General features: G+C 37.0%; 22 protein-coding genes. 1 reads left to right on the top strand and 21 read right to left on the bottom strand.

The window, feature by feature from the left end:
* Positions 1-206: 206 nt before the first annotated feature.
* From G4D61_RS16950 to G4D61_RS16850, 21 genes are all read right to left on the bottom strand, one after another.
* Entirely contained in the window at positions 207-728 is a 522-nt protein-coding gene (locus G4D61_RS16950) for a YfiT family bacillithiol transferase (protein ID WP_025727004.1), read from the bottom strand.
* Positions 729-793: 65 nt separating this feature from the next.
* Positions 794-1,342 (bottom strand): 2'-5' RNA ligase family protein, encoded by a 549-nt coding sequence (locus G4D61_RS16945; protein ID WP_163174517.1) that lies wholly within the window; start codon positions 1,340-1,342, stop codon positions 794-796.
* Between the two features lie 301 nt (positions 1,343-1,643).
* The gene (locus G4D61_RS16940; protein WP_035348205.1) at positions 1,644-2,339 is read right to left on the bottom strand and encodes a nuclease-related domain-containing protein; all 696 of its coding nucleotides are present in this window, start codon (positions 2,337-2,339) and stop codon (positions 1,644-1,646) included.
* A gap of 223 nt (positions 2,340-2,562) precedes the next feature.
* Positions 2,563-4,785, bottom strand: a complete 2,223-nt coding sequence (locus tag G4D61_RS16935; RefSeq protein WP_163174515.1) for an ATP-dependent helicase — start codon at positions 4,783-4,785, stop codon at positions 2,563-2,565.
* Positions 4,786-4,976: 191 nt separating this feature from the next.
* Entirely contained in the window at positions 4,977-5,618 is a 642-nt protein-coding gene (locus tag G4D61_RS16930) for a CoA transferase subunit B (protein WP_035348184.1), read from the bottom strand.
* Between the two features lie 27 nt (positions 5,619-5,645).
* A complete protein-coding gene (locus tag G4D61_RS16925) occupies positions 5,646-6,350 on the bottom strand; it encodes a CoA transferase subunit A (RefSeq protein WP_025727008.1) in 705 nt (234 codons plus the stop codon).
* A 60-nt stretch (positions 6,351-6,410) separates the two neighbouring features.
* A complete protein-coding gene (locus tag G4D61_RS16920) occupies positions 6,411-7,949 on the bottom strand; it encodes an acyl-CoA carboxylase subunit beta (protein ID WP_035353576.1) in 1,539 nt (512 codons plus the stop codon).
* An 11-nt stretch (positions 7,950-7,960) separates the two neighbouring features.
* On the bottom strand, positions 7,961-8,743 hold the full coding sequence (locus G4D61_RS16915; RefSeq protein ID WP_025727010.1) for an enoyl-CoA hydratase: 783 nt from the start codon (positions 8,741-8,743) through the stop codon (positions 7,961-7,963).
* 2 nt (positions 8,744-8,745) lie between these two features.
* Entirely contained in the window at positions 8,746-9,660 is a 915-nt protein-coding gene (locus G4D61_RS16910; protein WP_025727011.1) for a hydroxymethylglutaryl-CoA lyase, read from the bottom strand.
* 12 nt (positions 9,661-9,672) lie between these two features.
* Positions 9,673-9,885: an acetyl-CoA carboxylase biotin carboxyl carrier protein subunit gene (locus G4D61_RS16905; protein ID WP_025727012.1), complete on the bottom strand. Its 213-nt coding sequence runs from the start codon at positions 9,883-9,885 to the stop codon at positions 9,673-9,675.
* 13 nt (positions 9,886-9,898) lie between these two features.
* Positions 9,899-11,257: an acetyl-CoA carboxylase biotin carboxylase subunit gene (locus G4D61_RS16900; RefSeq protein WP_025727013.1), complete on the bottom strand. Its 1,359-nt coding sequence runs from the start codon at positions 11,255-11,257 to the stop codon at positions 9,899-9,901.
* 66 nt (positions 11,258-11,323) lie between these two features.
* Positions 11,324-12,466 carry an acyl-CoA dehydrogenase family protein gene (locus G4D61_RS16895; protein WP_025727014.1) on the bottom strand — a complete coding sequence of 381 codons (1,143 nt, stop codon included), beginning with the start codon at positions 12,464-12,466 and terminating at the stop codon, positions 11,324-11,326.
* A gap of 79 nt (positions 12,467-12,545) precedes the next feature.
* Complete coding sequence (locus G4D61_RS16890; RefSeq protein WP_025727015.1) at positions 12,546-14,513, bottom strand: acetate--CoA ligase; 1,968 nt, start codon at positions 14,511-14,513, stop codon at positions 12,546-12,548.
* A 174-nt stretch (positions 14,514-14,687) separates the two neighbouring features.
* Positions 14,688-15,479: an enoyl-CoA hydratase/isomerase family protein gene (locus G4D61_RS16885; RefSeq protein ID WP_163174513.1), complete on the bottom strand. Its 792-nt coding sequence runs from the start codon at positions 15,477-15,479 to the stop codon at positions 14,688-14,690.
* Between the two features lie 269 nt (positions 15,480-15,748).
* Complete coding sequence (locus G4D61_RS16880; protein ID WP_371316521.1) at positions 15,749-17,251, bottom strand: DHA2 family efflux MFS transporter permease subunit; 1,503 nt, start codon at positions 17,249-17,251, stop codon at positions 15,749-15,751.
* A gap of 506 nt (positions 17,252-17,757) precedes the next feature.
* Positions 17,758-18,837, bottom strand: coding sequence for a GGDEF domain-containing protein (locus tag G4D61_RS16875; RefSeq protein WP_035348187.1), 1,080 nt, complete (start codon positions 18,835-18,837; stop codon positions 17,758-17,760).
* Between the two features lie 556 nt (positions 18,838-19,393).
* Entirely contained in the window at positions 19,394-19,819 is a 426-nt protein-coding gene (locus tag G4D61_RS16870; RefSeq protein ID WP_025727019.1) for a GNAT family N-acetyltransferase, read from the bottom strand.
* Positions 19,820-19,840: 21 nt separating this feature from the next.
* On the bottom strand, positions 19,841-20,782 hold the full coding sequence (locus tag G4D61_RS16865) for a bifunctional helix-turn-helix transcriptional regulator/GNAT family N-acetyltransferase (RefSeq protein ID WP_163174511.1): 942 nt from the start codon (positions 20,780-20,782) through the stop codon (positions 19,841-19,843).
* 455 nt (positions 20,783-21,237) lie between these two features.
* The gene (locus G4D61_RS16860) at positions 21,238-23,514 is read right to left on the bottom strand and encodes an EAL domain-containing protein (RefSeq protein WP_235929395.1); all 2,277 of its coding nucleotides are present in this window, start codon (positions 23,512-23,514) and stop codon (positions 21,238-21,240) included.
* A gap of 293 nt (positions 23,515-23,807) precedes the next feature.
* Positions 23,808-24,440, bottom strand: a complete 633-nt coding sequence (locus G4D61_RS16855; protein WP_025727021.1) for a DUF4871 domain-containing protein — start codon at positions 24,438-24,440, stop codon at positions 23,808-23,810.
* A 311-nt stretch (positions 24,441-24,751) separates the two neighbouring features.
* The gene (locus G4D61_RS16850) at positions 24,752-24,901 is read right to left on the bottom strand and encodes a hypothetical protein (RefSeq protein WP_161783392.1); all 150 of its coding nucleotides are present in this window, start codon (positions 24,899-24,901) and stop codon (positions 24,752-24,754) included.
* A 321-nt stretch (positions 24,902-25,222) separates the two neighbouring features.
* Between G4D61_RS16850 and G4D61_RS16845 the strand changes: the two genes are divergently transcribed.
* Entirely contained in the window at positions 25,223-26,125 is a 903-nt protein-coding gene (locus G4D61_RS16845; protein WP_163174507.1) for a DMT family transporter, read from the top strand.
* Positions 26,126-26,337 lie beyond the last annotated feature (212 nt).

Below are 26,337 nucleotides of genomic sequence, written 5' to 3'. Positions count from 1 at the left end.
AGGCAGTTTGTTGTCTGAACTAGAACAACAAACTGCCTTTTTTCTGCCTTTGCTAAATCAATTTATATAAAAACGTAAGATTTTCAGTGGCCTCCGGGTAACGCCGAGGAGGCTCAGCTTCCGCCCGCGGAAAGCAATATCTGGAGCGGAAGCAACACCTTTGTTGGAAAGCAACGAACGTTACAAAAGACATCTGAAACGCCCCTTCACCATCCCATTTTCTTTCTCAAAGATGTAATATGGGCGATGTGGTGTTTTCCGTGCCAAGCGTAAGTCGCAATTAGTTTTTCAATCGTCGACAGACCATTTTCTGGATGTTGTACTGTTCTTTTAAGATCAATATCAGTTAATGATTTTAATAGAGCAGTTAGCCGCTTTTGTATTGTTGAAAACAGATCCACCGATACTTCTATCGGCAGTTGATTATCTTCTAATTCCGCCCAATCCTCTTGATTATAAGGCATAATGTTAGGTTCGTGCTCTGTCAAACCTTTTTTTATTCTTATATATCCGTTCATATGTGCATCTGCTAAATGGTGAACAACTTGATAGATTTTCCATCCTCCTTGACGGTATGGAGTAGATAATTGCTCTGTAGTCAGCCCTCTTATAGCTTCTTTAAGTGCTAGCGGCGCTTTTTCAATTTCACTTATCCATAATTCTACATCTTCACTCGTTATTTCAGTTGGTAAGCGCAATTTTCCTATCGGATAGCGAACATCCATCAGACATTTCCCCTTTATCATTTATTCATTGAATTAATATTATAACAAATATTGCAAAAACAATCGCATTATTCGTTTCCAGATAACGTTGCTCGATGAAGTAAGTGGACAATGACATGATCACCAGTCGATTCAAGCGCATAAACTGACATCGTTTTAAACGTGAATTCCTCTTTTACTTCTATCGAATATAATGCGTCAACTTCTTCTTCCGTTATTGAAGAACGATTGCATAATGTACAATGCGGCTTATATGGAAAAGAATTCTCTAAAAAACGTATATTTGATTGCACTATTTCTTCATGGAGCTTACGAAAAGGATTTTCATTTTGTAATGAAAAAAAGAAAATATTTGTATATGGAAACCGTTGCACTTCTCCAAAAGAAGCTTTGATTGCTTTCGTTTTTGCGGCAATTTCATCTAATCTCGAATATACATTGGAAGAATTTTGACTGCTTTTTAATACCCCAACACCACTTGAACCAGCAACTGTCACCTCTGCAGGAAGAGCCATATAAAATTGATCTTTAAAACGTGATCGGATGCTCATCACTTTATCAGATATTTCTTGTGGTACATCTAAAACGATATATGTATCATGTGTAAAATGCTCCATCTCTTCTTACCCTCCACCACTTTTTTTCGAAAATCTCTATTTCAGGAATAAAACCATATGTTCCTCATCAAGATATGGATCTGTTAATTTTAATGCTCTTTTTTTGATTGCAAAAGTATTGAAACCAACGGATGTATAAAGTTTTTTTGCATGCTAATTTGTTGTTACGACACTTGAATAAACTTGTTCAATCTCTTCCTGCTTATTAGAATTGGATATTTTATAAGTTTCATTGTTTTTCATCAAAAAAACAGTTCATTCCATTCGATGTATATTACATGTTTATCTTCTTCTTAATCGATTACTTCACTTTATAACGTTGCCTAATTTCTTCTATGTGTCGTATTCTTAGCTGTGATGGAACATTTGTATAACTTTTTAACTGTTGATATATCGTTTCCATTTCTTTTACTGACAGTTGCTTTCCTTTATTCATTTTTAAATAGTTTCTAAGCTTATTTCTTTTTAAAACTTTGATGTCCAATGACTGCAGTTGGATTTTCTTCAGCTCACATCGTTCACTAAAAACAATAATCGAGCGAAACAATGACTGATCCACATCTGGCAGGGCTTGTTGTAATGCTCTAATATGTGTTTCGTTTTGTTTAATAGGATTATAGAAAAAAGTTTTCTTACCGTTTGGCAATGATTGACACCACTTTTTATCTTCCTCCCTGCCAAAAATCCACCCACTATAATTTTTTGATTCCAGCACATAAATACCTGTTCGGTGAAGTAAAACAACATCAATTTCAGAAGTTCCTCCCCTTCTGTTAGGAAGATATATATTTATTAATACTTTGAAATGTTGTTTCATCTTATCAAGCTCATTTACTGTTAAATATTCTCCATTAAGCCCTTTATCCCATCTAACTTTCCAATATGAGTTTGCCGTCTCTTTTTTATATGTACTCTTTTCAAATTTAGCTTTATCACCCATTATAAATAAGCTTGCTGGTGCTATCATTAAAATGATGAAAGACGATATAAATATCATCAATTTTACATCCCCCTAAGTTCATTTATATATTTAACTATAATCATATAAAGATCAATCTAAATATTCAATTTATTTTTAAGGAAAAATAAAAGAATCTACATTTTAAGTATAAAGAAGATGATAAACAACTCATTGACCGTTTCTTTATATTGAACAAAATAGAGGTTTTCATATGAAAAAGGATCGAAAATTACAGATCCGATCCTGTGATTCATTACCGTTATGTCAATGGCTCTAATAGCCCCATTTCGATACATGTCGTAATAGAGAGGATTTTCATTTTAGCTTGAAAGCGAATTTCAATCGTATCCCCGTCACACTTAACAATTTCCCCATGGCCAAATACACGATGCTTGATCAAATTTCCAACCATCAATTTTGTTCTATCTTGAACTGCGTTTGGATTAAATTGTATATTAGAAGCCTTTTTTCCATATCTCACCACTTTTTTACCGTTTGTAACTTCTTTATTCTCAATAGCCATTTTATTAGGAGACATAATTTGTTTAACTGCCGTTACAAATTGTGATTCTACAGCTTTCTTTCCATCTCGCGCTTCATAGCTGATTAATTCTAAATATGTTTTTGCGCGTGTCATCCCGACATAGAAAAGGCGAACAGCTTCTTCAAGCATGTCTTTTTCTTCCTTCTCATTCTTCGTTTCATCAGTGGATGGGATCATGCCTTCAATCAAATCAATCATATAAACTTTTTCGAATTCCAATCCTTTTGCACTATGAAACGTTGAAAATGTAACTGCATTTTGACCTTTGCGACGTTTTGCTGTCTTTAAAACAGTTGCTAAATATTTAAGACGATTAGCAAAATCTTCCAACGTTTCTAATGTATCGGCAATCTCTTCAAGCGTATTTAATATTCCTATTAAATATTCCCTACGAAAACCGAGACGTTCGCACATTTTTTCCAATGCCTTTTCATAGCCCAATTGTTCTCGAATGACATGGATCGCATGCTTCGGACGCATATCCTTCATTTGTTTTAACGTCTTTTTGCAATTCTTTAAATTTTTTACTTGATAAGGTTGTAATGGAACATATTGGAGCAAATTATCGAACACAGATTCATGATTATGAATTCTTTTCAATGCTTCCATCTGCTTTTTACTAATATACCCGTTGAACTTCATATGGATTTTTTCTAAAATATCGAAACGCTTATCTGTAAATGCCATTCTCATGAAATTTAAAATATCTTGAACAACCCAATGGGAAAAGAAACGATTATCAACATCTTTCATATAAAAAGGAATGCCAGCACGATCAAATTCGTTCATTAGCGCAATAGATGAAGCATTATTTCGATACAATATCGCTACATCAGCAAAGTTTTCGCTGTCCGCAATTGCCCGTACTAAATATTTCGCTTGAAATTGATAATCTGGCAAGGATGTTAATTGAATAGATGTATCAGCAGCATTCTCTGTAAACATATTTTTATCATAGCGCTGCTTATTTCTCTTAATAAATTGATTTGCGACAGTGACGATTTCCTTGGATGAACGATAGTTTTGTTCCATATATAAAATGTTGGCATCCGGATACACTTGTTTAAAGTTCAATAAATAGGATGGTTCTGCACCTCTCCAACTGTAAATCGCTTGATCATCGTCAGCAACGACACATAAATTTTGATGGCGCTTGACTAATTTTTCAATAATTGCATGTTGGACTAAAGAAGTATCTTGACTTTCATCTGTCAATACGTAATCATAGCTCTGTTGATAGTTATGGAGAAGTTCTTGGTCCTTTTCCAGCATTTCATTAGCTAATACAAGCATGTCATCGTAATCAAGCAATAATTTGCCCGCCCCTGTTTTCTTAAACGATTCGTATTCTTTAAATATTTGTACAGCTTTAGGAACATTCATGTTCATTTGTGAATACTGATCAGCAGATAACATCTTGTTTTTTATATAACTAATATAGGTCGTTAATTCGTCCAATTGATCATCAGTTATATTTTCACCAACGATCGTATTAAATAAATTCCGCAAAATAATCTTTTTGTGTAAAAGCGGCTGCTGGGAGTTGAACGCATCTTTTTCCTTATCTATGTCCCCTTCAATAATTTGGTACGCTGTTCTCTTTTTACGGAAACTTTCACGTACGACTTTAAAGGCAAGACTATGGATTGTGGAGAAATCAACAGGTTGTACATCAGGAAAAAAACGTTTGAAACGCTCCCTCATATCATTTGCGGCTGTACGACTAAACGTAATTGCTTTAATTCGAGCTGGATTGATCCTTTTTTCTTCAATAAGATAGCCAATCCGCATGATCACTGTCGTCGTCTTTCCTGACCCAGGAGAAGCTAATAAAAGTAAAGGCCCTTCAGTTTGACGAACTGCTTGTAATTGTACTTCATTTAATTGAACACCTAGTTCGTCCTTTTTTCGAATAAAAAAATCTTCAACAACTTTCATATTCATTTCCTTTCATCTATCCGTGCAACATATGTACTATTAGTATAGCATTAATAATCGCGATTTTTATAGAAGATTCTTTTCTGTTGTTTGACCTATAATCTAAAATAAACCTTTAATGGAGAAATCCATTCATGAACATCTACACTAAAGGTTCTCATACGATTGTATACATATTAGCAAGCATACGATTAGATGTGCGGACTCACTTTGAAAGACGCTTCTGTTTTGTTGATCACTTCTTCTACTGTTACACCATCTTGCGTTTCGACGAGAATCATTCCTTCCTCCGTAAAATCGAAGACAGCTAAATCCGTAATTAATCGGTGGACCACCTGTTTTCCTGTTAATGGAAGTGTGCAGTCCTTTTTAACTTTTGACTCACCTTTTTTGTTTACATGTTCCATGATCACTACGACACGTTTAGCGCCGTCGACGAGATCCATGGCGCCCCCCATCCCTTTTACCATCTTTCCTGGAATCATCCAGTTTGCCAAATCTCCTTGTTCAGAGACTTCCATACCTCCTAAAATCGCAAGGTCAATATGTCCACCTCGAATCATGGCAAAGGATTCAGCACTATCGAAAAAAGAAGCTCCTTTAAGCGCTGTCACTGTCTCTTTTCCTGCATTAATGAGATCAGGATCCTCATTCCCTTCTAACGGATATGGACCGATTCCTAATAATCCATTTTCAGATTGAAGAAGAACATTGAAATCATTCGGGATTTCATTTGCGATCAATGTTGGGATGCCAATTCCGAGATTAACATGCATACCGTCTTTCACTTCTTTCACTGCACGTTTAACAATGATTGCTCTGGCATTGCTCATATAATTTCCCCCTCCTCTTATTTTGATCTATGCACGTGAAACCGTCCGTTTTTTTTCTATTCTTTTTTCATAATTTTCACCTAGTAACAAACGTTGCACAAAGATGCCAGGAGTATGAACATAGTCTGGATCCAATCCACCGATTTTCGTGATTTCCTCTACTTCTGCAATCGTGATTTTTCCAGCCATCGCCGCCAGTGGATTAAAGTTTCGTGCAGTCTTGCGGTAAACAAGATTACCTTGCGGATCTGCCTTCCATGCTTTTACAAAAGCAAAATCACCGATAATCCCCTCCTCTAAAATATAAGTCTTGCCGTTAAACACCTTCTGTTCTTTTCCTTCAGCAATAGGAGTACCAACTCCTGTTGCCGTATAGAAACCGGGAATTCCAGCACCACCTGCCCGGATACGTTCAGCAAGTGTCCCTTGTGGAACCAATTCTACTTCCAATTCTCCACTTAAAAATTGCTGTTCAAAAATTTTATTTTCACCAACATAGGAAGCGATCATTTTCTTAATTTGCTTGTTTGCTAATAATAATCCGAGCCCCCAATCATCAACTCCGCAATTATTACTTACGATCGTTAAATCTTTTGTTCCTTTATCCCGCAAAGCCAAAATCGCTTTTTCAGGAATGCCGCATAATCCAAATCCCCCAACAATAATCGTCGCCCCATCTGGAATATCTTGAATCGCTTCCATGTAAGAGTCTATGATTTTCCCTTTTTTCAAAGAAATCAGCCCCTCTCAATAAAATATTCAAATGACTATAGCAAGCTATGAACATCATGATTACACAGGATAAACAGGATGTTTTCGTGCGGAACAACCTGTATATGTTGACATATACACATCAAAACGATTTTCTAACTCTTGCCGTAATGAGTTTGCAGGAATAACGCCATCAATCACCAGTTCAGAAGCAAGCCTGTAAACATCAATATCTTGCCGGTACTCCTCCCGTTTTTCTGCAATGAATGCAGCCCGCTCACTTTCTGGAAGTTCCGCAATTTTATTCGCATATACTGCATTGACAGCCGCTTCCGGACCCATAACAGCAATAGCGGCAGAAGGCAGTGCGAGACAGCAGTCGGGCTCAAATGCAGGGCCTGCCATTGCATACAAGCCTGCTCCGTAAGCTTTGCGAACAATCACAGTTATTTTCGGCACAGTTGCTTCACTCATCGCGCATATCATTTTTGCACCGTGGCGAATAATTCCTGCCCTTTCAACATTTGTCCCAATCATGAATCCAGGTACATCTACTAGAAAAAGAAGAGGAATATGGAATGCGTCACATAAGTTGATGAATTTAGCTGCTTTATCGGCACTATCATGAAAAAGCACACCGCCTTTAACACGGGGCTGATTGGCAATAATCCCGATAGGCTGGCCGTTAATTCTGCCGAGACATGTAATCAATTCGGCAGCAAATTTTTTCTTAATTTCACACATTGACCCTTCATCAATAATTCGGTCAATGAGTTGGTACATATCAAATGGCGCATTTTGATTGTTTGGAATAAGCTCTTCAATCGTTTTTTCAAAAGGTGCTGGTTCTTTCGCCGCCGTTTTAAGCGGTTTTTCAGAAAAATTATTTGGAAAGTATGTTAAATATTGTTGGACATATGTGATCGCTTCTTGTTCATTTTTCACGAGAACATCCCCGCAACCAGATACGGTACAATGCATATTTGCCCCGCCCATTTGCTCAAGTGTCACCTTTTCTCCAATCACCATTTCTGCCATGCGGGGAGAGCCTAAGTACATTGAGGCATTGCCATCAACCATTACGACAATATCGCAAAATGCTGGGATGTATGCTCCGCCTGCAGCAGAAGGTCCGAAGAGAAGACAAATTTGCGGTACTTTTCCCGATAATTTCACTTGATTATGAAAGATTCTCCCTGCTCCTCTTCTGCCTGGAAACATTTCAATTTGATCAGTAATTCGTGCACCTGCTGAATCAACAAGGTATAAAATTGGGCAACGCAATTTTTCAGCTGTTTCTTGAATACGGATTATTTTTTCTACCGTTCTTTTTCCCCAAGAACCGGCTTTCACGGTAGAATCATTTGCCATCACACAAACCGTACGTCCGCCTATTTTCCCGATGCCAGTAACAACGCCATCAGCTGGGAGATCCCCCGCAAGCAAATTTGCAAACATGCCATCTTCTGTTTTCAAGCCATCATCTAGAAGTAAATCCAATCGTTTACGCACGAACATTTTGCCTTGCTCTTGATTTTTTTTCTGATACTTTTCTTTTCCTCCTTGCAAAACCGAATTTTTTTTCATTTCGTAGTCTGATGTTGATAAAGTCTCTTTCATCCTACTCCCTCCTATTTTCCTTTATATTGAGGAGGACGTTTTTCTACAAAAGCCCTCAATCCTTCTAATCTATCCTCAGTACAAACTAAAGCATTATACGCCAATTCTTCTATTTTCAGACCTGTAGAAAGATCAGTCTCAATACCTTTATTGATAGCCACCTTTGCCTGAATGAGTGCAAGGGGGGCGTTTTTCACCATCGTTTTGGCAATTTCTAATGCTTGTTCTAACACTTGTGCACGAGGAACCGCATATTCAAGAAGACCGATGGCTGTTGCTTCCTCCGCTGAAATGCGTTTTGCTGAAAAAATCAGTTCTTTCGCTTTTCCAATCCCGATAAGACGAGGCAGCCGCTGTGTCCCACCTGCTCCTGGAATAATAGCAAGAGATGTCTCGGTTAGCCCGAATGCTGCTTCTAACGCACCAATACGGAGATCACATGCAAGCGCTAATTCAAGTCCGCCGCCAAATGCTCCTCCGTTTAAAGCTGCGATCACTGGCTGTGGCAGTGCTTCTACTTCACTTACTATTTCACCAATCGAACGAACAGCTTTTAATACTTCCTCCTCTCCCATCCCTATCCGTTCTTTTAAATCTGCTCCTGCACAAAATACTTTCTCACCGGCTCCGCTTAATATCACAACCCTGATAGCCTGATCATCTTTTATATGTTTCAACACACCATGCAGATCTAAAAGCAGTTCCTTAGATAAGGCATTTGCTGCATGCGGGCGGTTTAAAGTTACTATAGCAATTCCATCACTTCGTTTTTCAAGCGAAATAGTTTTTGACAAAGCTAGTTTTCCCCCTCTCCTTCTGCCCGTAAAATTTCCATTTGGCGGCTTTTCAGCTCTTTACCTAGTATATTTTCAATAAGCTGGGCTGATCTCAATGCTTCATGAAAGTCTACCCCAGTTTCTACACCCATTTGCTGTAGTAAATACAACAAGTCTTCTGTCGCTACATTTCCTGAAGCACCTTTCGCATACGGGCAGCCGCCCAACCCTCCTATTGCACTATCAAAAATCGTGACTCCCATTTCAAGTGATTTCACAATATTTGCTAATGCAGTTCCCCTTGTATCATGGAAATGCATGGCAAGTTTGTCGACAGCAAAGTACGGTAACAGTTCCTCTAGCAATCTTTCTACTTGATTCGGTACCCCGACGCCAATTGTATCTCCCAATGAAAGTTCATCAATACCCATTGTGAAGAGGCGGTCTGCAATCTTCTTTACCTGCTCTGGTGATATAGACCCTTCATAAGGGCAAGCAATTACAGTCGATACATAACCTCTAACTGTTTTACCAGCTCCCTTTGCCTCTTTTATCACTTCTTCTAAAACCGGGTACGTTTCTTCAATTGATTTATTTATATTGTTTCTATTATGGGACTCGCTGGCAGACATAAAAATATTAACTTCATCTATATTCACTTTTAATGCTCGTTCGAGTCCCTTAAGATTTGGGACGAGGGCAGCATAAGTGATATCATGTTTTCTTTTTATTTTTTTAAGTACTTCTTCTGCATCTGCCAGCTGTGGAATCCATTTTGGATGGACAAAGGAGCTGACTTCAATATAAGAAAGACCGATCTCAGACAATGAATCAATCCAGGCAATTTTCTCTGCTGTTGAAATGATCTTTTTTTCATTTTGAAGGCCATCCCTCGGACCAACTTCTTTGATCGTTACTTTCTTAGGTAGTCTCACTTTTCCGCCTCCCTATTCCGTTTCTACAAGTACATCAGAATCATTGACAAAATCGCCTTCTTGAATATGAATCTTCTTTACTATTCCGTTCTCCTCCGCAGCAATCGGAATTTCCATTTTCATAGATTCAAGAATGATGACGTCCTCTCCAGCTTTTACTTCATCCCCTTCATTTACTAACACTTTCCACACGTTTCCGGCCATACTTGCTTTAATCTCTGCCATATTGACTTCCTCCTCATTTCCTTTTGTTTTCTTGATTTAAATAATACTTATTCACAAATTGGGTTGTCGTATAACCCGATAAAAATTGTTCATGACTGACGATTTCAATCAGCATTGAAAGATTTGTTTTGATCCCTTTAATGTTATAATGTTCCAATGCTGTCTTGATTCTGCTGCACGCTTCTTCACGTGAATTTCCCCATGCGATCAGCTTTCCGATCATTGGATCGTAGAAAGGGGTCACCTTTGAACCGGCTTCAATTGCACACTCATTTCGGATGCCTGCTCCTTGTGGTAGTTGAAATTCAGTAATGTTGCCCGGTGAGGGAAAAAAAGTTTTCGGATCTTCTGCATAAATACGGACTTCAATCGCATGCCCGTTTTTCTTTACAGCTTCACGAGTAAGCATAAGACGTTCACCTGCTGCTATTTTCAATTGCTCTTCTACGAGATCAAGCCCTGTTATTTCCTCTGTCACAGGATGCTCAACTTGTAATCTCGTATTCATTTCTAAAAAATAGAAGTGTTGCTCACGGTCAACTAAAAATTCGATTGTTCCCGCATTTGTATAGCCAATATGCTTCGCTGCCTTTACTGCCGCATTCAGCATTTTTTCTCGTGTTTCCTCACTAATAAAAGGAGAAGGAGCCTCTTCTACTACCTTTTGATTGCGGCGCTGGATCGAACATTCTCTTTCCCAAAGTGGAATCACATTGCCAAAATGATCGGCTAAAATTTGTACTTCAATATGATGTGGTTCCGATATATATTTTTCTAAAAACATTGCCCCGTCTCCAAAAAACATCTCTGCCCGCTTTTTATTGCCGGCAAACGCTTTTAAAAGCTCCTCCTCTGAAGCAACAAGCTGCATGCCGATCCCGCCGCCGCCAGCTGATGCCTTTAGCATAAGGGGATAGCCAATCTCACGAGCTGCTAATACAGCTTCATGTTCTTTTCTAAGCGCTGTATTGATCCCTTCAATAATCGGGATACCTGCTTCTTTCATCGTCTTGCGCGCCTCAATTTTACTTCCCATTGTGGAGATAATTTCCGGTGGAGGACCAATAAAAATGAGGCCGGCATTAATACATTTCTTTGCAAAGTCAGCATTTTCCGATAGTAGTCCGTAACCTGGATGGATTGCTTCTGCACCGCTTTCTATAGCAACACGAATGATTTCTTCTGCATTTAAATAGCTTTGATTCACAGGCGGTTTCCCGATGCAATATGCTTCATCTGCCTGTCGGACGAAAAGTGCCGTGTCATCCGCTTCAGAATAGACAGCAACAGAATGAATGCCGAGCCGCTTGCATGTTCGGATAATTCGCAATGCAATTTCACCACGATTTGCAATTAATATTTTTGAAAACACTAGAAAACGCCCCTTCCTGTTTAATCTACAGACTGATAGATTGTTTGCCGCTATAATTCTAATAAATTAGCAGCCAAGATGACGGGCAATGACTAGACGTTGAATTTCAGACGTTCCTTCACCAATCTCCATCAATTTTATATCACGCAAATATCTCTCAACATCATATTCCCGCATATATCCTGAACCACCATGGATTTGAATAGCTTGGTTGCAAACGCGAAAGCCCATTTCCGAGGCAAAAAGCTTTGCAAAAGCAGATTCTTTTCCAAATGGTTTCCCTTGATCTTTCAACCAAGCCGCTTTATAAACTTCATTGCGTGCCAAATCAATTTCCATTGCCATATCTGCCAGTTTAAACTGTATCGCTTGAAAATTGGAAATTGATCGGCCGAACTGCTTACGTTCTTTTGCATACTGGAGCGCCTTTTCATATGCGGCTTGTGCAATTCCTACGGATAAAGCTGCAATCGAAATTCGTCCCCCATCTAATGTATATAAAAACTGGTTAAATCCTTTTTTCTCGTCGCCAAGCAAATTCTCCCTAGGAACACGAACATGATCTAGGACAATTTGACATGTATTTGAACCACGGACCCCCATTTTTTCATAGTTACTACTAATCGTGATACCGGGTGAATCGGTCGGAACGATGATGGCAGAGATAATATTGCGGCCATCATCCCTTTTGCCTGTAACAGCTGTAACAATCACTTGGCGAGAATATTCAGCATTCGTAATCCAGCATTTTTCCCCATTGATGACCCACTCATCTCCGTCTAGTACGGCTTTCGTTCTTGTTCCGCCAGCATCAGAACCAGCGTTCGGCTCTGTCAGTCCAAAAGCCCCCATCGTTTCTCCTTTTGCCATCGGAACTAGCCATTTTTGTTTTTGTTCTTCCGTTCCAAAATAATAAATAGGGCTTGCTCCTAAACTCGTGTTAGCTGCATAACTTAAGCCTGTGCCGCCGCAAGCCTTGCCTATCTCTTCTACAGCTATACAATAAGAAATCGTATCTCCTCCGGCACCGCCATATTTTTCAGGAAAAGGAATACCAAGCAACCCAAGTTTCCCTAATTTTTCAAAGGTTTCATATTTCATTTTTCCAGTTTCGTCTACTTCACGTGCGTACGGTTTAATCTCTTTTTCCGCAAATCCTCTAACCATTTCTTGCAGCATTGTCTGCTCTTTGCTTAATTCGAAATCCATTGTTTCTCCCTCCTTCTAAGCTTTCGAAACGTTCATTTCCTTTAAATAAATTTCCAATTTTATTTAAAGACCGAATGCCTTAATTTTTTGAATTGATGGCTGCGATTTGTGCTTTAATTTGCGCAACAGTAGCAGGATCTTCAAGCCCTGTAATATCGCCGGTTACCGTTCCATTTACAATCATTTCTTTTAATAAGCGGCGCATAATTTTTCCACTGACCGTTTTCGGTAAAACGTGTGTGAAAATAATCGTCTTTGGCTCGGCAATTTTACCAATTTGCTCAACAATCCGGCTTTTAATTTGTTCTTTTAGCTCATCGGTTTCTTTCATCTCTTCACTTAGACGGGCAAATATAACAGGAACTTCACCTTTAATGTCATCAGGGATACCAATGACTGCGCTTTCATAAATTCCAGCGCATTCAAGCACTGCACTCTCCATTTCCATCGTACTTAAGCGATGGCCGGCAACGTTAAAAGCGTCATCAGATCTACCTACAACCCATATATAGCCATCTTTATCTATTAACGCTAGATCGCTAGCGTAATAGCAATCCTTTACTTGACTAAAATACGAGCTGTAATAGCGCTCAGGCTCTTTCCAAAGCGTTCTACAGAGCATTGGAAATGGTTTGCGAATAACTAAATTTCCCAACGTACCTGGTTTAACAGGATGTCCCTCTTCATCAACAACATCAAGAACTGCACCTAAAAATTGGCATCCTGCTGCTCCTGGTTTCATTGGTGTCAACCATGCAGCACCAGCAATCGGTGAACCAGCTGTCTCGGTCTGCCCCCAAGTATTATTAATACAAATCTTTTTCTTCCCTAATACTTCAAATGCCCATTGCCACGTTTCAGCATCAAATGGCTCGCCTACTAGAGAAATAACTTCCAGGCATGATAACTCATATTCCTGCAGCGGCTTTTCTCCCATGCTTTTTAACATTCGCAAAGCCGTTGGTGCCGTAAATAGTTTATTCACGCGATACTTGTCAATAATTTGATAAAATCGGTCTTTTGTTGGATAATCGATCGCCCCTTCATAAACAACCGTCGTTACACCATTTGCTAAAGAACCGACAATCCCCCAAATATGCATCGTTAACCAGCCAATATCCGCAGTACACCAGAAAACATCGTCTTCATGATGGTCCATATGGTATTTAGCGTAAATATAATTTTGAATGACGAATGCCATTCCAGAATGGACAACCCCTTTTGGCTTCCCAGTTGTACCACTCGTATAAAATACAATTCCATATTCATTAGCTTCGATTCTTGCCGGTTCACATTTAATGCTTGCTTTTTTCGTCAATTCATGCCACCAGTAGTCTCTTCCCGCTGTCATTCGCACATCAGAGTTTAAACGGTTTACGACAATGACAGCATCAATTGAAGGAATGTCTGTAATAACATGATCAACTTTTTCTTTTAAAGGTACGGCCTTCCCTCTGCGCTCTGTCGCATCGGCAGTAACAATAACTTTCGGTTCAAAACTAACGAGACGGTCCTTTAATGATTTTTCCGAGTATCCTGAAAAGATCGTATTATAAATAGCGCCGATACGAAAACAAGCTAATACTGCAATAAAGGCTTCCGCAAGATTGGGCAGAAAAATTGCAACACAATCACCTTTCTTCACTCCAAATGATTTGAGCACATTTGCAAACCGATTTACTTCTGTAAGAAGCATACGGTACGTATACATGTTTGTATCCCCATTTTCTCCTTCCCAAATGAGGGCCGTCCGATTTCCAGCTCCTTGCTCAACATGGCGATCTAATAAATTCACACATGGGTTACTAACTCCACCAGCAAAAAATTGAAAATCAGGAAGTCCTCCACTCATCGCTTCTTTCCACGGTTCATACCAAACAAGTTCGCGGGCTACAGCATCCCAAAACATTGCAGGATCCTTTTGAGACCGTTGAAGAAGTTCCTGAAAAGCGGTTCTACTTCCAATCGACGTCGCATGTTCTTTTTCTTCACTTGGATCAACTAGTTTGCTATTAGAAACAACCTGTAAAATGCCATTTAGATCCATGAGCACGCTCCTTTAACACTTTTTTCACATTCCATCATAACTGTCTGTATTTTTCAAATGATAATTGACTATCAAATGTTACGAAATTAGCGAGCGCTATTGTTTCTCATTCGGCAGCAACTGTTAAATTGTCTTGTAGAAAGCAGTAAGCTTCAAAAATGTCTTTCATCAAAATTACTGATCAATAAAGCGAGGAGCTCTCTTTTGAATAAATGCTTCCACTCCCTCCTTAACATCTTTCGTTTGAAAAACATAACCAAAATACTCTGCTTCCGTGATCAGACCATCTTCAAGTCGCTGTTCATAACCTTCATCAATCGCTCGTTTCGCAGAAGACAGAACGGGTAAAGAATATTGACAAATCGATTGAGCTAATTCAACGGCTTTCTGTAATGATTTCCCCTTTGACACAACATGATTTACTAAGCCAGCTTGCTGTGCCTCATCGGCTGATAGCGGTTTTCCAGTAAAAATCATTTCCTTTGCTTTTGCCTTTCCGATCAATCTTGCTAATCTTTGTGTACCTCCCGCACCTGGAAATAGACCTAAAGTAATTTCAGGAAGTCCAATCTTGATTTGTTCCTCCGCTACACGAATGTCACAACATAAAGCAAGCTCACATCCTCCCCCTAATGCAGCGCCATTGATTGCAGCAATTGTTGGCTGTGACAATCGCTCTATGCGATTTAATGGCCTTTGAAGCCAAAGCGATTTCTCCTTCCCTAGTTCTACTCCTTTTCCGATCCAATCAGGAAATTCTTTAATATTTCCTCCTGCGACAAATGCTTTTTCACCTTCACCGGTAACAATTACCACCTTTATATTGTAATCGTTTTCAATTTCGTCAATAACAATATTTAACTGTTCGATTACCGCTTTACTTAGTACATTTACTGGCGGATTGTCAATCTTAATCGTCGCAATCTGATCTTGTTTATCCCATGAGACTACTTGTTTTTTATTCATTTCTTCCCTCCTCAAGCTTTGTAAATATCCCCCGCGATGCTTTGCAACTGTTCATACATTTTTCATTTATATGCATCACCAAAAGGTTTTTGAAGTAAAAATTTTCAAACCTTGCAGATAGAGATCATGGAAACAGCTAAAATACTTTCCATACAGGCAAAAAATATATCCATTTTTTGATTCTAAAAAAAAGAAGCATCTATTCGTTTTGAAATAGATACTTCTCTTTTATTACTTTAGTTTTCATTTAAGTTGTTGCAACTGTTTACTTATTGCGGTTGTGGTACTTTTTTCAATTCCTTTTCCGTATTAGGCACAGTTTCCTCATTCGAAGGTTTGGTTCCACGAATAAAGAATGACAATATGAATGCAATTATCGTTAAATAAGTGGCAATCATAAATGCATCATTAATTCCCATCACCGTTCCTTGATTAACTGCCAATGCCATATGCGCCTTATCTGTTGGCAATATATGATGTTCACTAATAATCGTCTTCACATGACTGGCCCCTTGGTTTGTCATGACTGAAACAAAAAAGGCCATTCCAACCGCTCCAGCTACCATTCTAAATGTATTAACCATAGCTGTACCATATTTGTTTAATCCAAGCCCTAGATCATTAAGACCAGCTGTAAAGATTGGCATCATTAAAATAGACATCCCAAACATCCGCGCCGTATAGACCCACAAAACATATGCAAAAGGTGTATCAGTATGCAGCCTTGTTAACGCAAAGGTCGTAATAATTGTAATTGCTAAACCAATAATGGCTAACCACTTTGCTCCATATTTATCAAAAAGTCTTCCGGTAATGGGCGACATCACACCCATTACAATACCACCAGGTAAGAGCATGAACCCGGCTTCAAGCGGGCTAAATCCGCGAACATTTTGCATATAAATTGGCATTAAGATCATTCCTGAGAACATTGCCATTGTCACAATTACATTAATAATAGTTGTTAATGTAAACATTCGATATTTGAAAATCCGGAACTCTAAAATCGGATGTTTGACAGTTAATTGTCTCCAAACGAAAAGGATTAAGCTTACACCACCGATAATAAATAATGTAATGACCTCTGGGTCGCTCCATCCTTTTGACCCTCCTGTAGAAAAGCCATACAGTAGGCCACCGAACCCAATTGTTGATAAAATAATACCAAGGGTATCAAGCTTAGGCCTGCTCGTTTCCGTTACGTTTTTCACAAGAAAAATTGCAATGATAAAATCTATAAGGGCAATAGGACCAATAATATAGAAAATAACGCGCCATGAATATGTTTCAATTATCCATCCTGCCCATGTTGGGCCGACAGCTGGAGCAAAGTTCATTGCAACCCCAAAGATTCCCATCGCAAACCCGCGTCGCTCAATTGGGAAGATCGTAAAAATAACATTTGTAATTAGCGGAAAAAGGATTCCGGCACCAATTGCCTGTACAACCCTACCAACTAACATAATTGGAAAGCTAAACGCAGTTGCACAAATAAATGTGCCAACAGCAAAAATTCCAATTGAGAATAAAAACAACTGTCTTGTTGTGAACCTCTCCATTAAAAAGGCTGTTATTGGTATGACAATCCCGTTTGTTAACATAAAGATGGTACTTAACCAATTGGCAGTAACCGCAGAAATGTCAAAATAATTCATAATTTTTGGTAATGCTACATTTATGACCGTTTGATTCAAAAATGCAACAAAAGCCCCGGCAAGTAAAACGGCAAAAATCGGCGTTGTCCGGATTGCTTGATTTGATACTTTTGAGATACTCAAGTAATATTTCCTCCCTATATGTAATGAATTAGATCTTGGAAAATTTTAAAAATAAGTATAATTAAAGCGATCTTCACTTGTATCCTTTTATTATAATGAAGGATGGACTTTTAAAATCATTACATTTCATTACCCAAGATCAAACAAGAATTTTTTAGTGCATACTATTATATATAGAGAACACACAGTTTTGTCAATTTACTTGCTTTGCACTTTTCTTTCAAAACTAGTCAATGATAAAATAACCCAGTTTAATATAAACTATACAAATAGAAAAGATACAATTATCTCCAAACAGTACGAAGAGGCTGGAAAAAACTCAAAAGTGGTTAGTTAAAGACGAACATTGTGCAAATTAAGTATGCAAATTCTTTTTTATTATTGTTCTTTTCTCTTATTTATAAAAAACCCCTCTCACATGATGAGAAGGGACCTTCGTTAATATTAAATCATTTTTTAATTATTCATTCTTAGATTGATGAGTATAAAAAATGGTATGATTATGCTGAGTTGCAAACACAAACTTTATTTCTCCCTGATCTTTTTGCCGTATATAATGCTTTATCTGCATCATCAATTAGGAGCGTTAGATCGCTCGTTGTTTCATTAAAACTAGAAAGCCCAATTGAAACTGTCAATTTAATTGTTTGACCATTATTTAAAATAAAGTCATAATGTTCAACCCTATTTCTAATATTTTCAGCAATTTCTTTAGCCAATCTTAAATCACAGTCTTGCAACAAAATCGTGAATTCTTCTCCACCATTTCTACTTACAATATCATCTTCCCTTGTATATTTTCGAAGAATAAACCCAAGATCCTTTAAGACTTTATCTCCCTCTAAATGTCCGTAAGTATCATTAATATGCTTAAAAAAATCAATGTCAATATACATAAGTGCCAGCTTTTTACGATTTATTTTGACCTCATTGGATAGCTTATTAAACACCTCATCGAACTTTCTAACATTATTAAGACCTGTTAAACTATCAATCGTCGATTCAATCTTATACTTTTTAAATAGTAGCTGACTTCTTCGGCTATAACGAATCATGTAAAAACCAATATACCCAGCTAAATAAGAAATGATCCAAAATATTGGTAAAAGCGCAAGCAATATTTGCATGTCTTTTGTCAAATAGTAAAGAAATATAGAAAATATAATATTGGAGAAAGAAATCATGACTACTATTTTGGCTAATGCAGGTATTCTTGCTTTAAAAATATAGATTGAACATATTGCAACGATGAAAATATATATATTTGAAGCAGCAGCGGAAACATTTACCCCTATCATAAACCGGCCGATTATGACCATAATCATTGCTATAATTGGAGGCAGTGGACCGCCATAAAAAGATAGTAAAAGTATTGGTATTTGTCTTAAGTCAACAATTAAATCTTCAAAATGAATGCCATATTGCATTAAAATATTACTTAGTATTCCTCCTAATATACCGGCAATTAGTTTTACCTTTAAGGAAGAATGTGTACTAAGTGGATAATCCTTTGTAAATTGTGTATATAAATATAAAAGTGAAGTAATTATTGCCAGATTGGCAAACAAGTCTTTCATCATTATGTAATCACCTAAGCCGAGTATCATCATTCACGTCTTTAACGCTTGTCCTACACCGATTATCCAGTTTCAACTACATGTATGTTTGGATTTTATTAAAACTGTTAGCTAAATTTGTGGCTATTACAAGAAAGAAAAACAAAAAAATTGGGAGCTACTATATATTGCGAAAAAAAGATACCAAAAACGAATGCCATCTTTTCTTTCGTATGAAGAGGATTATCGGATGTGGTTGACTAAGCCATTTAACCTTTCAATTTCAAGGTTTGTTATGTTCATCATAATTTTACGTTCGTTGGTGGTCACTCCTCACGAATACAACTGAACGGATTTTAGAATAACATTGAATGCTTAAATGGTCAATTACAGTTTCAGAGGAGCGGCTTTAATAAAGATCGAGGCCCCCGGACCGCCAGTGGAAAGCAAGCACCGGGAGCGGAAATTCACTTAAATAGATATTTTCAGCCTAATTCAAATTACGAACTGGCTGGGCTTTTCATATAATCCTTTTACCATCGTATAGTTTCCTGTGAACCTTTATAATATCATCATTACCTTAATAACAGATCTTCTTAATAAAATATTTCGGGGATTCTATATATCCTTGGCGAGCATAAAATCGATGTGCTTCTTCCCTACTTGCATGACAGTGGACTTCAATTCGATCACACTGTTTTTTCTGCGCTAATTCAGTACAATACTTTTCAATCTGCTGACCGATTCCTTTACTTCTAATCGATTGATCAACGATGAAATAGCTGATCCGGGCAAAATCACCTTCTAATGCAATTTGCGGAATAAAATGTATGGAAATAAGCGCAATCACTTTTCCATTATGTTCATAAACTAGCAGTTCCTCATTAGGATCATGTAGCAATCTTTTGATCTTATCTTTAAGAAATGATTGCGTATTTGGATAATCTAACTGCTCCAACAATTGCATCACTTCTTTCCAATCCTCTATCTTTGCATCTCTAATCATTCTTTATTCTCCTTTGTGCGGTCAATGTTCATCACTTCTTACAGTAGATAAATCCAAGTCCCATCGCTCTTCCACTATCATACTTTCTGTCCATTCACTATTCGTTTTCTCCTCAGTTAATACAAAATGATACTTTTTATAAAGATGGCGTGCAGCAGTTAAAATACTGACCGTCCATAAGAATATATGCTGATATTTTTGTTCTACGCAAAATTGAATAGCTGCTTCCATCAATTTTTTACCAATTCCCATTCCTTGGTATCTCTCATCAATAAGAAACCATCTAAGTTGGGCAACCGTACGATTATTCTTCGTAATCGCAATCGAGCCAACAATTTCTCCATTTATCTCAGCAACCCAAAGTTCTCCTCCCTCTGAATCAAACAAAAATTCAGTTAGCCCTTTCATAACATAGTATTCAAATTTCTTTCCGAATTGATATGTATTTTCATATAATCTTCCATGAAGGTATGCAATGTAGCCAACATCTCCTGGAACAAATGTCCGAATTAAAACATCCGGTGGGGTTAAGGCACTTTTCATATAGATTGCTTCAATCGTTTCCATCGATGTTACCAGTTTAGATGCATCGTGTGCTGATAAGCGTTGAATCCTTCTACCTACTTCACGATTTGCATCATCTATTAATCTATTTAAAATGTTTATCCCATCATTACTTAAATAAAGAAGATATTGTCTTTTATCATTGCTTACTTGTTTTTTTATAATTACATGTTCACTTTCTAATCGTTGTACAATTCGACTCATATAACCTCGATCAATGCCAAGCTTCTTTCTAACCTCAGTTGCCGTACAGCCATTGCTTAAATGAATTTCCATGATCACACGTGCCTCCGTAAGCGAAAATGATTGATTATATATTTCTTGATCTATTTTTCCAAGAACATCGGCATAAAATCTATTGAATTTCCTAATTTTTTCTACTGTTTGTTTACAGTTCATAACGACCCCTCCAAAAATTTAGAATATTAATACTTTTTATAATATAGGACTTTAGTTGCTTTAGTCAACTATATTCCATAAGCCATGTTTAGCAGAGAGTTTTAGAGAATTTCTTTTCATCCAGCAAATAATTGGTCATTGATGTGTGAATTGTTCCCCTGAAAAAGGTTATTTAATGTTTCTGCACCAATACGAGGCAAAAAGTTGCGAATCATTTATGACCTGTTGGAAAACATGTCACTTTGATAGCGGCAATGAACATTAATACCCCTAAACTTCCTTCTGAATGATCCTATCATTCAAACGAATAAACTTAAAACATATAACCAATAAAAAACGCACAGCGAATTCATCCCCGCGCGTCTTTTATTGCGATTTTTCGATTTTTTATGATTCATTAGGTGAGATTCAATTATGCTCATAAATGTGAGTTTCTTAAAAATCATTCTTTACAGCTAAATAGAATTTTCAACAGGAGAAGGTTGCTTTATCGGCAGCATCACTTCCACCTTTGTTCCTTTATTTACTTGACTCTCAATATGGATTGTCCCACCGTGCTCTTGAACAATTTTATGGCTAATCATTAAGCCTAATCCCGTTCCTTTCTCCTTTGTACTGAAATAAGGTTCGCCAATATGCTTAATTCGTTCAGCAGAAATCCCGACCCCTTGATCAATAAATGTGAGACGAACTGAATGAAAATTGTGGCAGGATATTTGAATTTCAATAATCCCTCCATTAGGCATCGCCTCTATCGCATTTTTAATAATATTCATAAATACTTGCTTCATTTGATTTCCATCACAATAAATAAACGGTAAACCTTCATCATATTCTTGGATAATTTCGACATTCTTATATAATGATTTAGTGTCAAATAAGGAAACTACTTGCTGTAAAAGGATTCTTAAATCTAGCCGTTCTCTTTTCGGAGGCTGATTCTTCGCGAGAGTTAAAAATTCTCCGACGATACTTTCTAATCTGTTAATTTCAGATATGATAATATCCATATAGAATGAATGATTGACTTCTTGTCGTAATAACTGAACAAATCCTTTAATTGAAGTGAGTGGATTTCTAATTTCATGTGCTACTCCAGCGGCCAATTGCCCGACAACAGATAACTTCTCAGATTTTCTCATTAATTCTTCTACTTTTTTCCGTTTCGAAATATCACGAGCAACAACTACAAAATGTTCTACTTCCCCATGCCCATTAAGGACAGGAGTTCCTAATGACTCAACATATACCCAGCCATTTTGAGCATGTTGATATCGAAATTCAACATAACCCGGTGATTTTGTTAATGCCATATGTTCATACTGGGAATGAATTTTGGACACATCATCAGGGTGAACTAACAGTGTTGGCGCATTTCCTTCATACACATTAGGTGGAAATCCCAACACTGTTTCATAGGAAGGTGAGGCATATAATATTATGCCATTTGTATTGACTACAGCAATTAAATCTTGCATATTTTCAGCAATAAGGCGGTATTTCTGCTCTCTTTCTCGCAAAGTTTCTTCCATTTTTTTTCGTTCAGTAATATCAATGCTTGAACAAATGACTTCAATGATTTTTTCTCCTTGCTTCACAGGGCGCAATGAAGTAAGATACCAAATACCATTTTGAAATCCTTCATATTTTACATTTTCTTCCCCTGCCCATGCTCTTTCATAATATTGAAGCTTTTTTTCAGCAACATCTTTTGGAAAAAAATCAAAAAGTTCTTTTCCAATGAGCTTTTCAGGAATAATACCGATTCTATAAAATAACTCACCGTAACATAAGGTATGTATAAATTTCCCATTTTCCTTCACAAACTTAAAAATCATTCCTTGCTGTAGACTCACCGTATCACGTAATTCTTGACGAGCGTTTTCCAATTCTTCTTCCAATTGCTTTTGTCTACATAGAACCGGAGATATACCCTCTTCTCGTATAATTCGCTCGATATTATAAAAAGATTCATAAAATTCGTTAGGCAGTAACGGATCGCTAAAAAAAGCTCCTTCTCCGATATTACAAAGATGCTGTTGAAGAAAAAGCAATTGATCTTTCGATTCAATTCCTTTTGCAGCCACTTCTAGACTTAATTGATGTGCCATTGCAATGATTGCTTTTATAAGTGTGGCATCCTTTTTGTCTGTCGTACAGTTACACACAAAGCTTCGGCTAATTTTTATTTTATCAATTGGAAATTCTTTCAAATAATAAAGAGAGCAATATCCCATTCCAAAATCATCTAAACTGATTTGTACACCAATTCGTTTTAGTTCTCTTAAAATCGGAAGAACGATATGAGCGTCCATCATTATACTTTCCGTTATCTCCAATTCTAAGTATTCAGGAGACAATTGTGTTTCTTCTAAAATCCTTTGCACTCTCTCAACAAAATTTGGTTGTGTTAGTTGACAAGCAGAAAGACAAACTGCAATTGGGAACGAAGGTAATCCCATTTTTTGCCACAATTTATTTTGTTCACATGCCTTCCGCATGAGCCATTCACCTATTTGGATGATCGCGCCTGTTTCTTCAGCAAGTGCGAACAGCTCAAATGAAGAAATCACACCTTTTTCAGGGTGTTCCCAGTGAAACAGCGCCTCTACCTCATTAATCTTCCCTGAATTCAAGTTGAGCATTGGCTGAAAATAAAGCCGTAACTCTTTTCTTGCCAAAATCTCGTTTAAATTCATAGTTAAATGTGATTTCCCTTCGCAATATTCCATATTCAATATATGCTCCCCCAAAGTTCACCTCATACCAATTCACCGTCATATAGCCACTTATTAGTTGTATGTAACAAAAAACGTAGATAAATACATTCATATTCGAATTGCATAAGTCTTTTGTCACTGATTTAACATTATTATAAGCTACCTTCTTTGCTTTTGAAAGAAATTTTCATAATAACGCATTTCTTTTTTACTATAAGGATGAATAGAGTGTCTGAACAATATCTTTAATCAAATCTCGTTTTTCTATAGCATCCAGAGCCTCATGGATAAATCACCATATCTTATTAATCAAATAATCGAAATTGCTTCTTTGATTTATAAACATTAACAAGCATTTGATTAAAATAGTTTCCATTAATATATAGCTGTAATTCCCATTCCCCTTGTTTAGGAAATAGCAATTCAGTTGATGAAGTTTCTACTTTATTACTAATTTTATATAGATTTGATTGATCACTCGATGAGAGAGATTGCGTTTCAATTTTTTTTGATAAATGAATGATAGGCTTGTCTCTTTTTGTTATTTGACTAGTAGCTTCAATTTGATCGCCAGTGGTTAAGTTCACTGCAATAATTTTCAGTGTCTTTCCTTCAAATGCGTTCTCTTTGTCCCATAATAGCCATTCTAGATCACTTTTTTTATTGACAATGAGTGGTACGTTTACAAAACCAAATTTTCCTTTCATCCCAATGATTTTGTATAAAGTAATAACACCATTGTTTCCTTCCGCATAATTAAATGATAAAGATGTGTTTTTAGATTTTTCTGGTATAGACAGAACCTGAATATCTTTTACGATATGTGTATGTTCTTTATTCAAATGTGAGGCTTCTACCGTTGCTAACGGTGTGTCTTTTCCAAACAATAAAAGCAAGAATGCCAAAAAAACTGCAATAAATCCAATTTTATATTTCACCGATATTCCCTCCTCTAATTTTATCTCTTTCATATTTTCAACATCATTTCATCTGTCAATTGAAAGCCTAGAGACTCATAAAGAGGACGTGCACTCTGACTTGCAAGTAACCGAATTTATTAAAAATTTTGATTGATACTATTTGTTGTTCTTAAATAGAAGTAGTTGATTTCCGCTCCAGAGGTTCGCTTTCCGCGGGCAGTATGGGAGCCTTCTCGTCGCAAGCTCCTGCGGGGTCTCCCGCTGGCACGCTATTCCCGCAGGAGTCTCACCCCTTGCGCTCCAATAAAATTTATGAGTAGCTTTGAAGTTTACAAATAAAGCCCCAATGGACGAGCAAGTCTATTACTCTTCTCTAAAAAATGATCGCATAGGATATGTTCAATATGAATTTCTTGGAACATTTTATATTTAAGGAATGCAATTGCCTCTATATCAGTGGTCTTTGCTGAGCGTATCATCTTTTTGTATCTCCTTTAATTACTATCTATTTACAATGTAAGTTTTTGCATCGTCGTTTCTATCATCTACTTTAACATATTATAATTCTATTTTTACCATCCTCTCTCCTGTTTGATTGTAAAAATCATTGTGTTTTTTGTTAAAAGACTTTACAAAAAAATTTTTTCCAGTTATCATTCAAATAGTCAGTATTATCAGATTTTTTAGAGGTGTGAAATTTTATGTAAAGGCTACTCTTATGTAGCATTTTTTAACCATAATCGAATAAAGGGGATTATTATGAGCCATCCGAAATCAGATGTATCCGTAAAAAAAAAACGATGTCAGCTCCCTCAAATTTATGGATCGCCGATATAACTTTACTTTGTGTTGCGTTTGTCTGGGGTTCAAGCTACATAACTGCTAAAACTGTCCTGCAAAACTATGAACCATTTATGTTTTTATTTTATCGATTTACGATTACAGTGTTGTTAATGCTTCCTTTTGTTTGGAAACATTTACTGGGAGCTAGTATGGAAACTTGGATAACCGGGGCTATTTTTGGTGTATTTTTATTTGCTATCTTCTCGTTTGAGACATGGGGGATCGACTACACTTCAGCTTCCAATTCTGCTTTTATTATTAGTCTAACGCTTATTTTAACGCCAATCATGGAATGGATTATCAATAAAAAATTTACAGGCAATTTATTTTTCTTAGCAGTTGGTTTGTCTATTATAGGCACTGGTTTATTAACCTTTAAAGATACGTTTTCGTTAAATTTCGGGGATATATTAATACTGGTGGCTGCGTTTCTTCGGGCTACACAAATGACATTTACAAAAAGATTAACAGACGGGAAGATTCTTGATAATAGCGCTTTAACGATTATTCAATTAGCTGTTGTAGCTATTCTTGCCGGAATAATAAATATTTCATTTGAACACTCCACATTGTTTATCATTCCGAAATCTACAGAGTTTTGGCTCCTTACTATTTACTTAGCACTATTTTGTACGATCTTTGCGTTTTATGCACAAATGGTATTTATTCGTAAAACTTCCCCATCAAGAGTTGGCCTTTTAATGGGGATGGAACCAGTATTCGGAGCATTATTTTCCGTTGTCGTTGGCGGAGAATATTTATCACTTCTTAATTGGACTGGTGGTATATGTATCGTTGTGGCTACATTTTTAGGAAGGCAGTTACTCGATCGAAATAAGAGGCTCAAAACGTCTATTTAAATCGAATAACATTATAATTTTTACAATGAAAGCTTCTTTAACATAAGCAATGATTCAAATTGTTAGTCTATTTTCTTTTACATAATATCAATCTTAAAAACCCCGCTTGCAATTTGATATGCTCCCCTTTAGGTAGACAGATTAAAAAATAAAAATCTGGCTGCTTATGGGGGAGTATTTGTTATGTCCAAAAGATCTTACTCTGCAGAAGA

Source organism: Heyndrickxia ginsengihumi (assembly GCF_011008565.1).
In the GTDB taxonomy this organism is placed as follows: Bacteria; Bacillota; Bacilli; order Bacillales; family Bacillaceae_C; genus Weizmannia; species Weizmannia ginsengihumi.
The sequence above is the reverse complement of the archived record's forward strand: the minus strand, read 5'-3'. Positions and strand labels throughout refer to the sequence as shown.

Coding starts and splice junctions, on each gene's coding strand:
- G4D61_RS16890 (WP_025727015.1), bottom strand. CDS start 14,513: ATGGATCTAAATGGCATTTTACAGGTTGTTTCTAATAGCAAACTAGTT.
- G4D61_RS16850 (WP_161783392.1), bottom strand. CDS start 24,901: ATGATACGCTCAGCAAAGACCACTGATATAGAGGCAATTGCATTCCTT.
- G4D61_RS16885 (WP_163174513.1), bottom strand. CDS start 15,479: ATGAATAAAAAACAAGTAGTCTCATGGGATAAACAAGATCAGATTGCG.
- G4D61_RS16930 (WP_035348184.1), bottom strand. CDS start 5,618: ATGAGCAATGCCAGAGCAATCATTGTTAAACGTGCAGTGAAAGAAGTG.
- G4D61_RS16860 (WP_235929395.1), bottom strand. CDS start 23,514: ATGGAATATTGCGAAGGGAAATCACATTTAACTATGAATTTAAACGAG.
- G4D61_RS16875 (WP_035348187.1), bottom strand. CDS start 18,837: ATGATGAAAGACTTGTTTGCCAATCTGGCAATAATTACTTCACTTTTA.
- G4D61_RS16940 (WP_035348205.1), bottom strand. CDS start 2,339: ATGATATTTATATCGTCTTTCATCATTTTAATGATAGCACCAGCAAGC.
- G4D61_RS16865 (WP_163174511.1), bottom strand. CDS start 20,782: ATGAACTGTAAACAAACAGTAGAAAAAATTAGGAAATTCAATAGATTT.
- G4D61_RS16895 (WP_025727014.1), bottom strand. CDS start 12,466: ATGGATTTCGAATTAAGCAAAGAGCAGACAATGCTGCAAGAAATGGTT.
- G4D61_RS16935 (WP_163174515.1), bottom strand. CDS start 4,785: ATGAAAGTTGTTGAAGATTTTTTTATTCGAAAAAAGGACGAACTAGGT.
- G4D61_RS16905 (WP_025727012.1), bottom strand. CDS start 9,885: ATGGCAGAGATTAAAGCAAGTATGGCCGGAAACGTGTGGAAAGTGTTA.
- G4D61_RS16870 (WP_025727019.1), bottom strand. CDS start 19,819: ATGATTAGAGATGCAAAGATAGAGGATTGGAAAGAAGTGATGCAATTG.
- G4D61_RS16845 (WP_163174507.1), top strand. CDS start 25,223: ATGTCAGCTCCCTCAAATTTATGGATCGCCGATATAACTTTACTTTGT.
- G4D61_RS16945 (WP_163174517.1), bottom strand. CDS start 1,342: ATGGAGCATTTTACACATGATACATATATCGTTTTAGATGTACCACAA.
- G4D61_RS16920 (WP_035353576.1), bottom strand. CDS start 7,949: ATGAAAGAGACTTTATCAACATCAGACTACGAAATGAAAAAAAATTCG.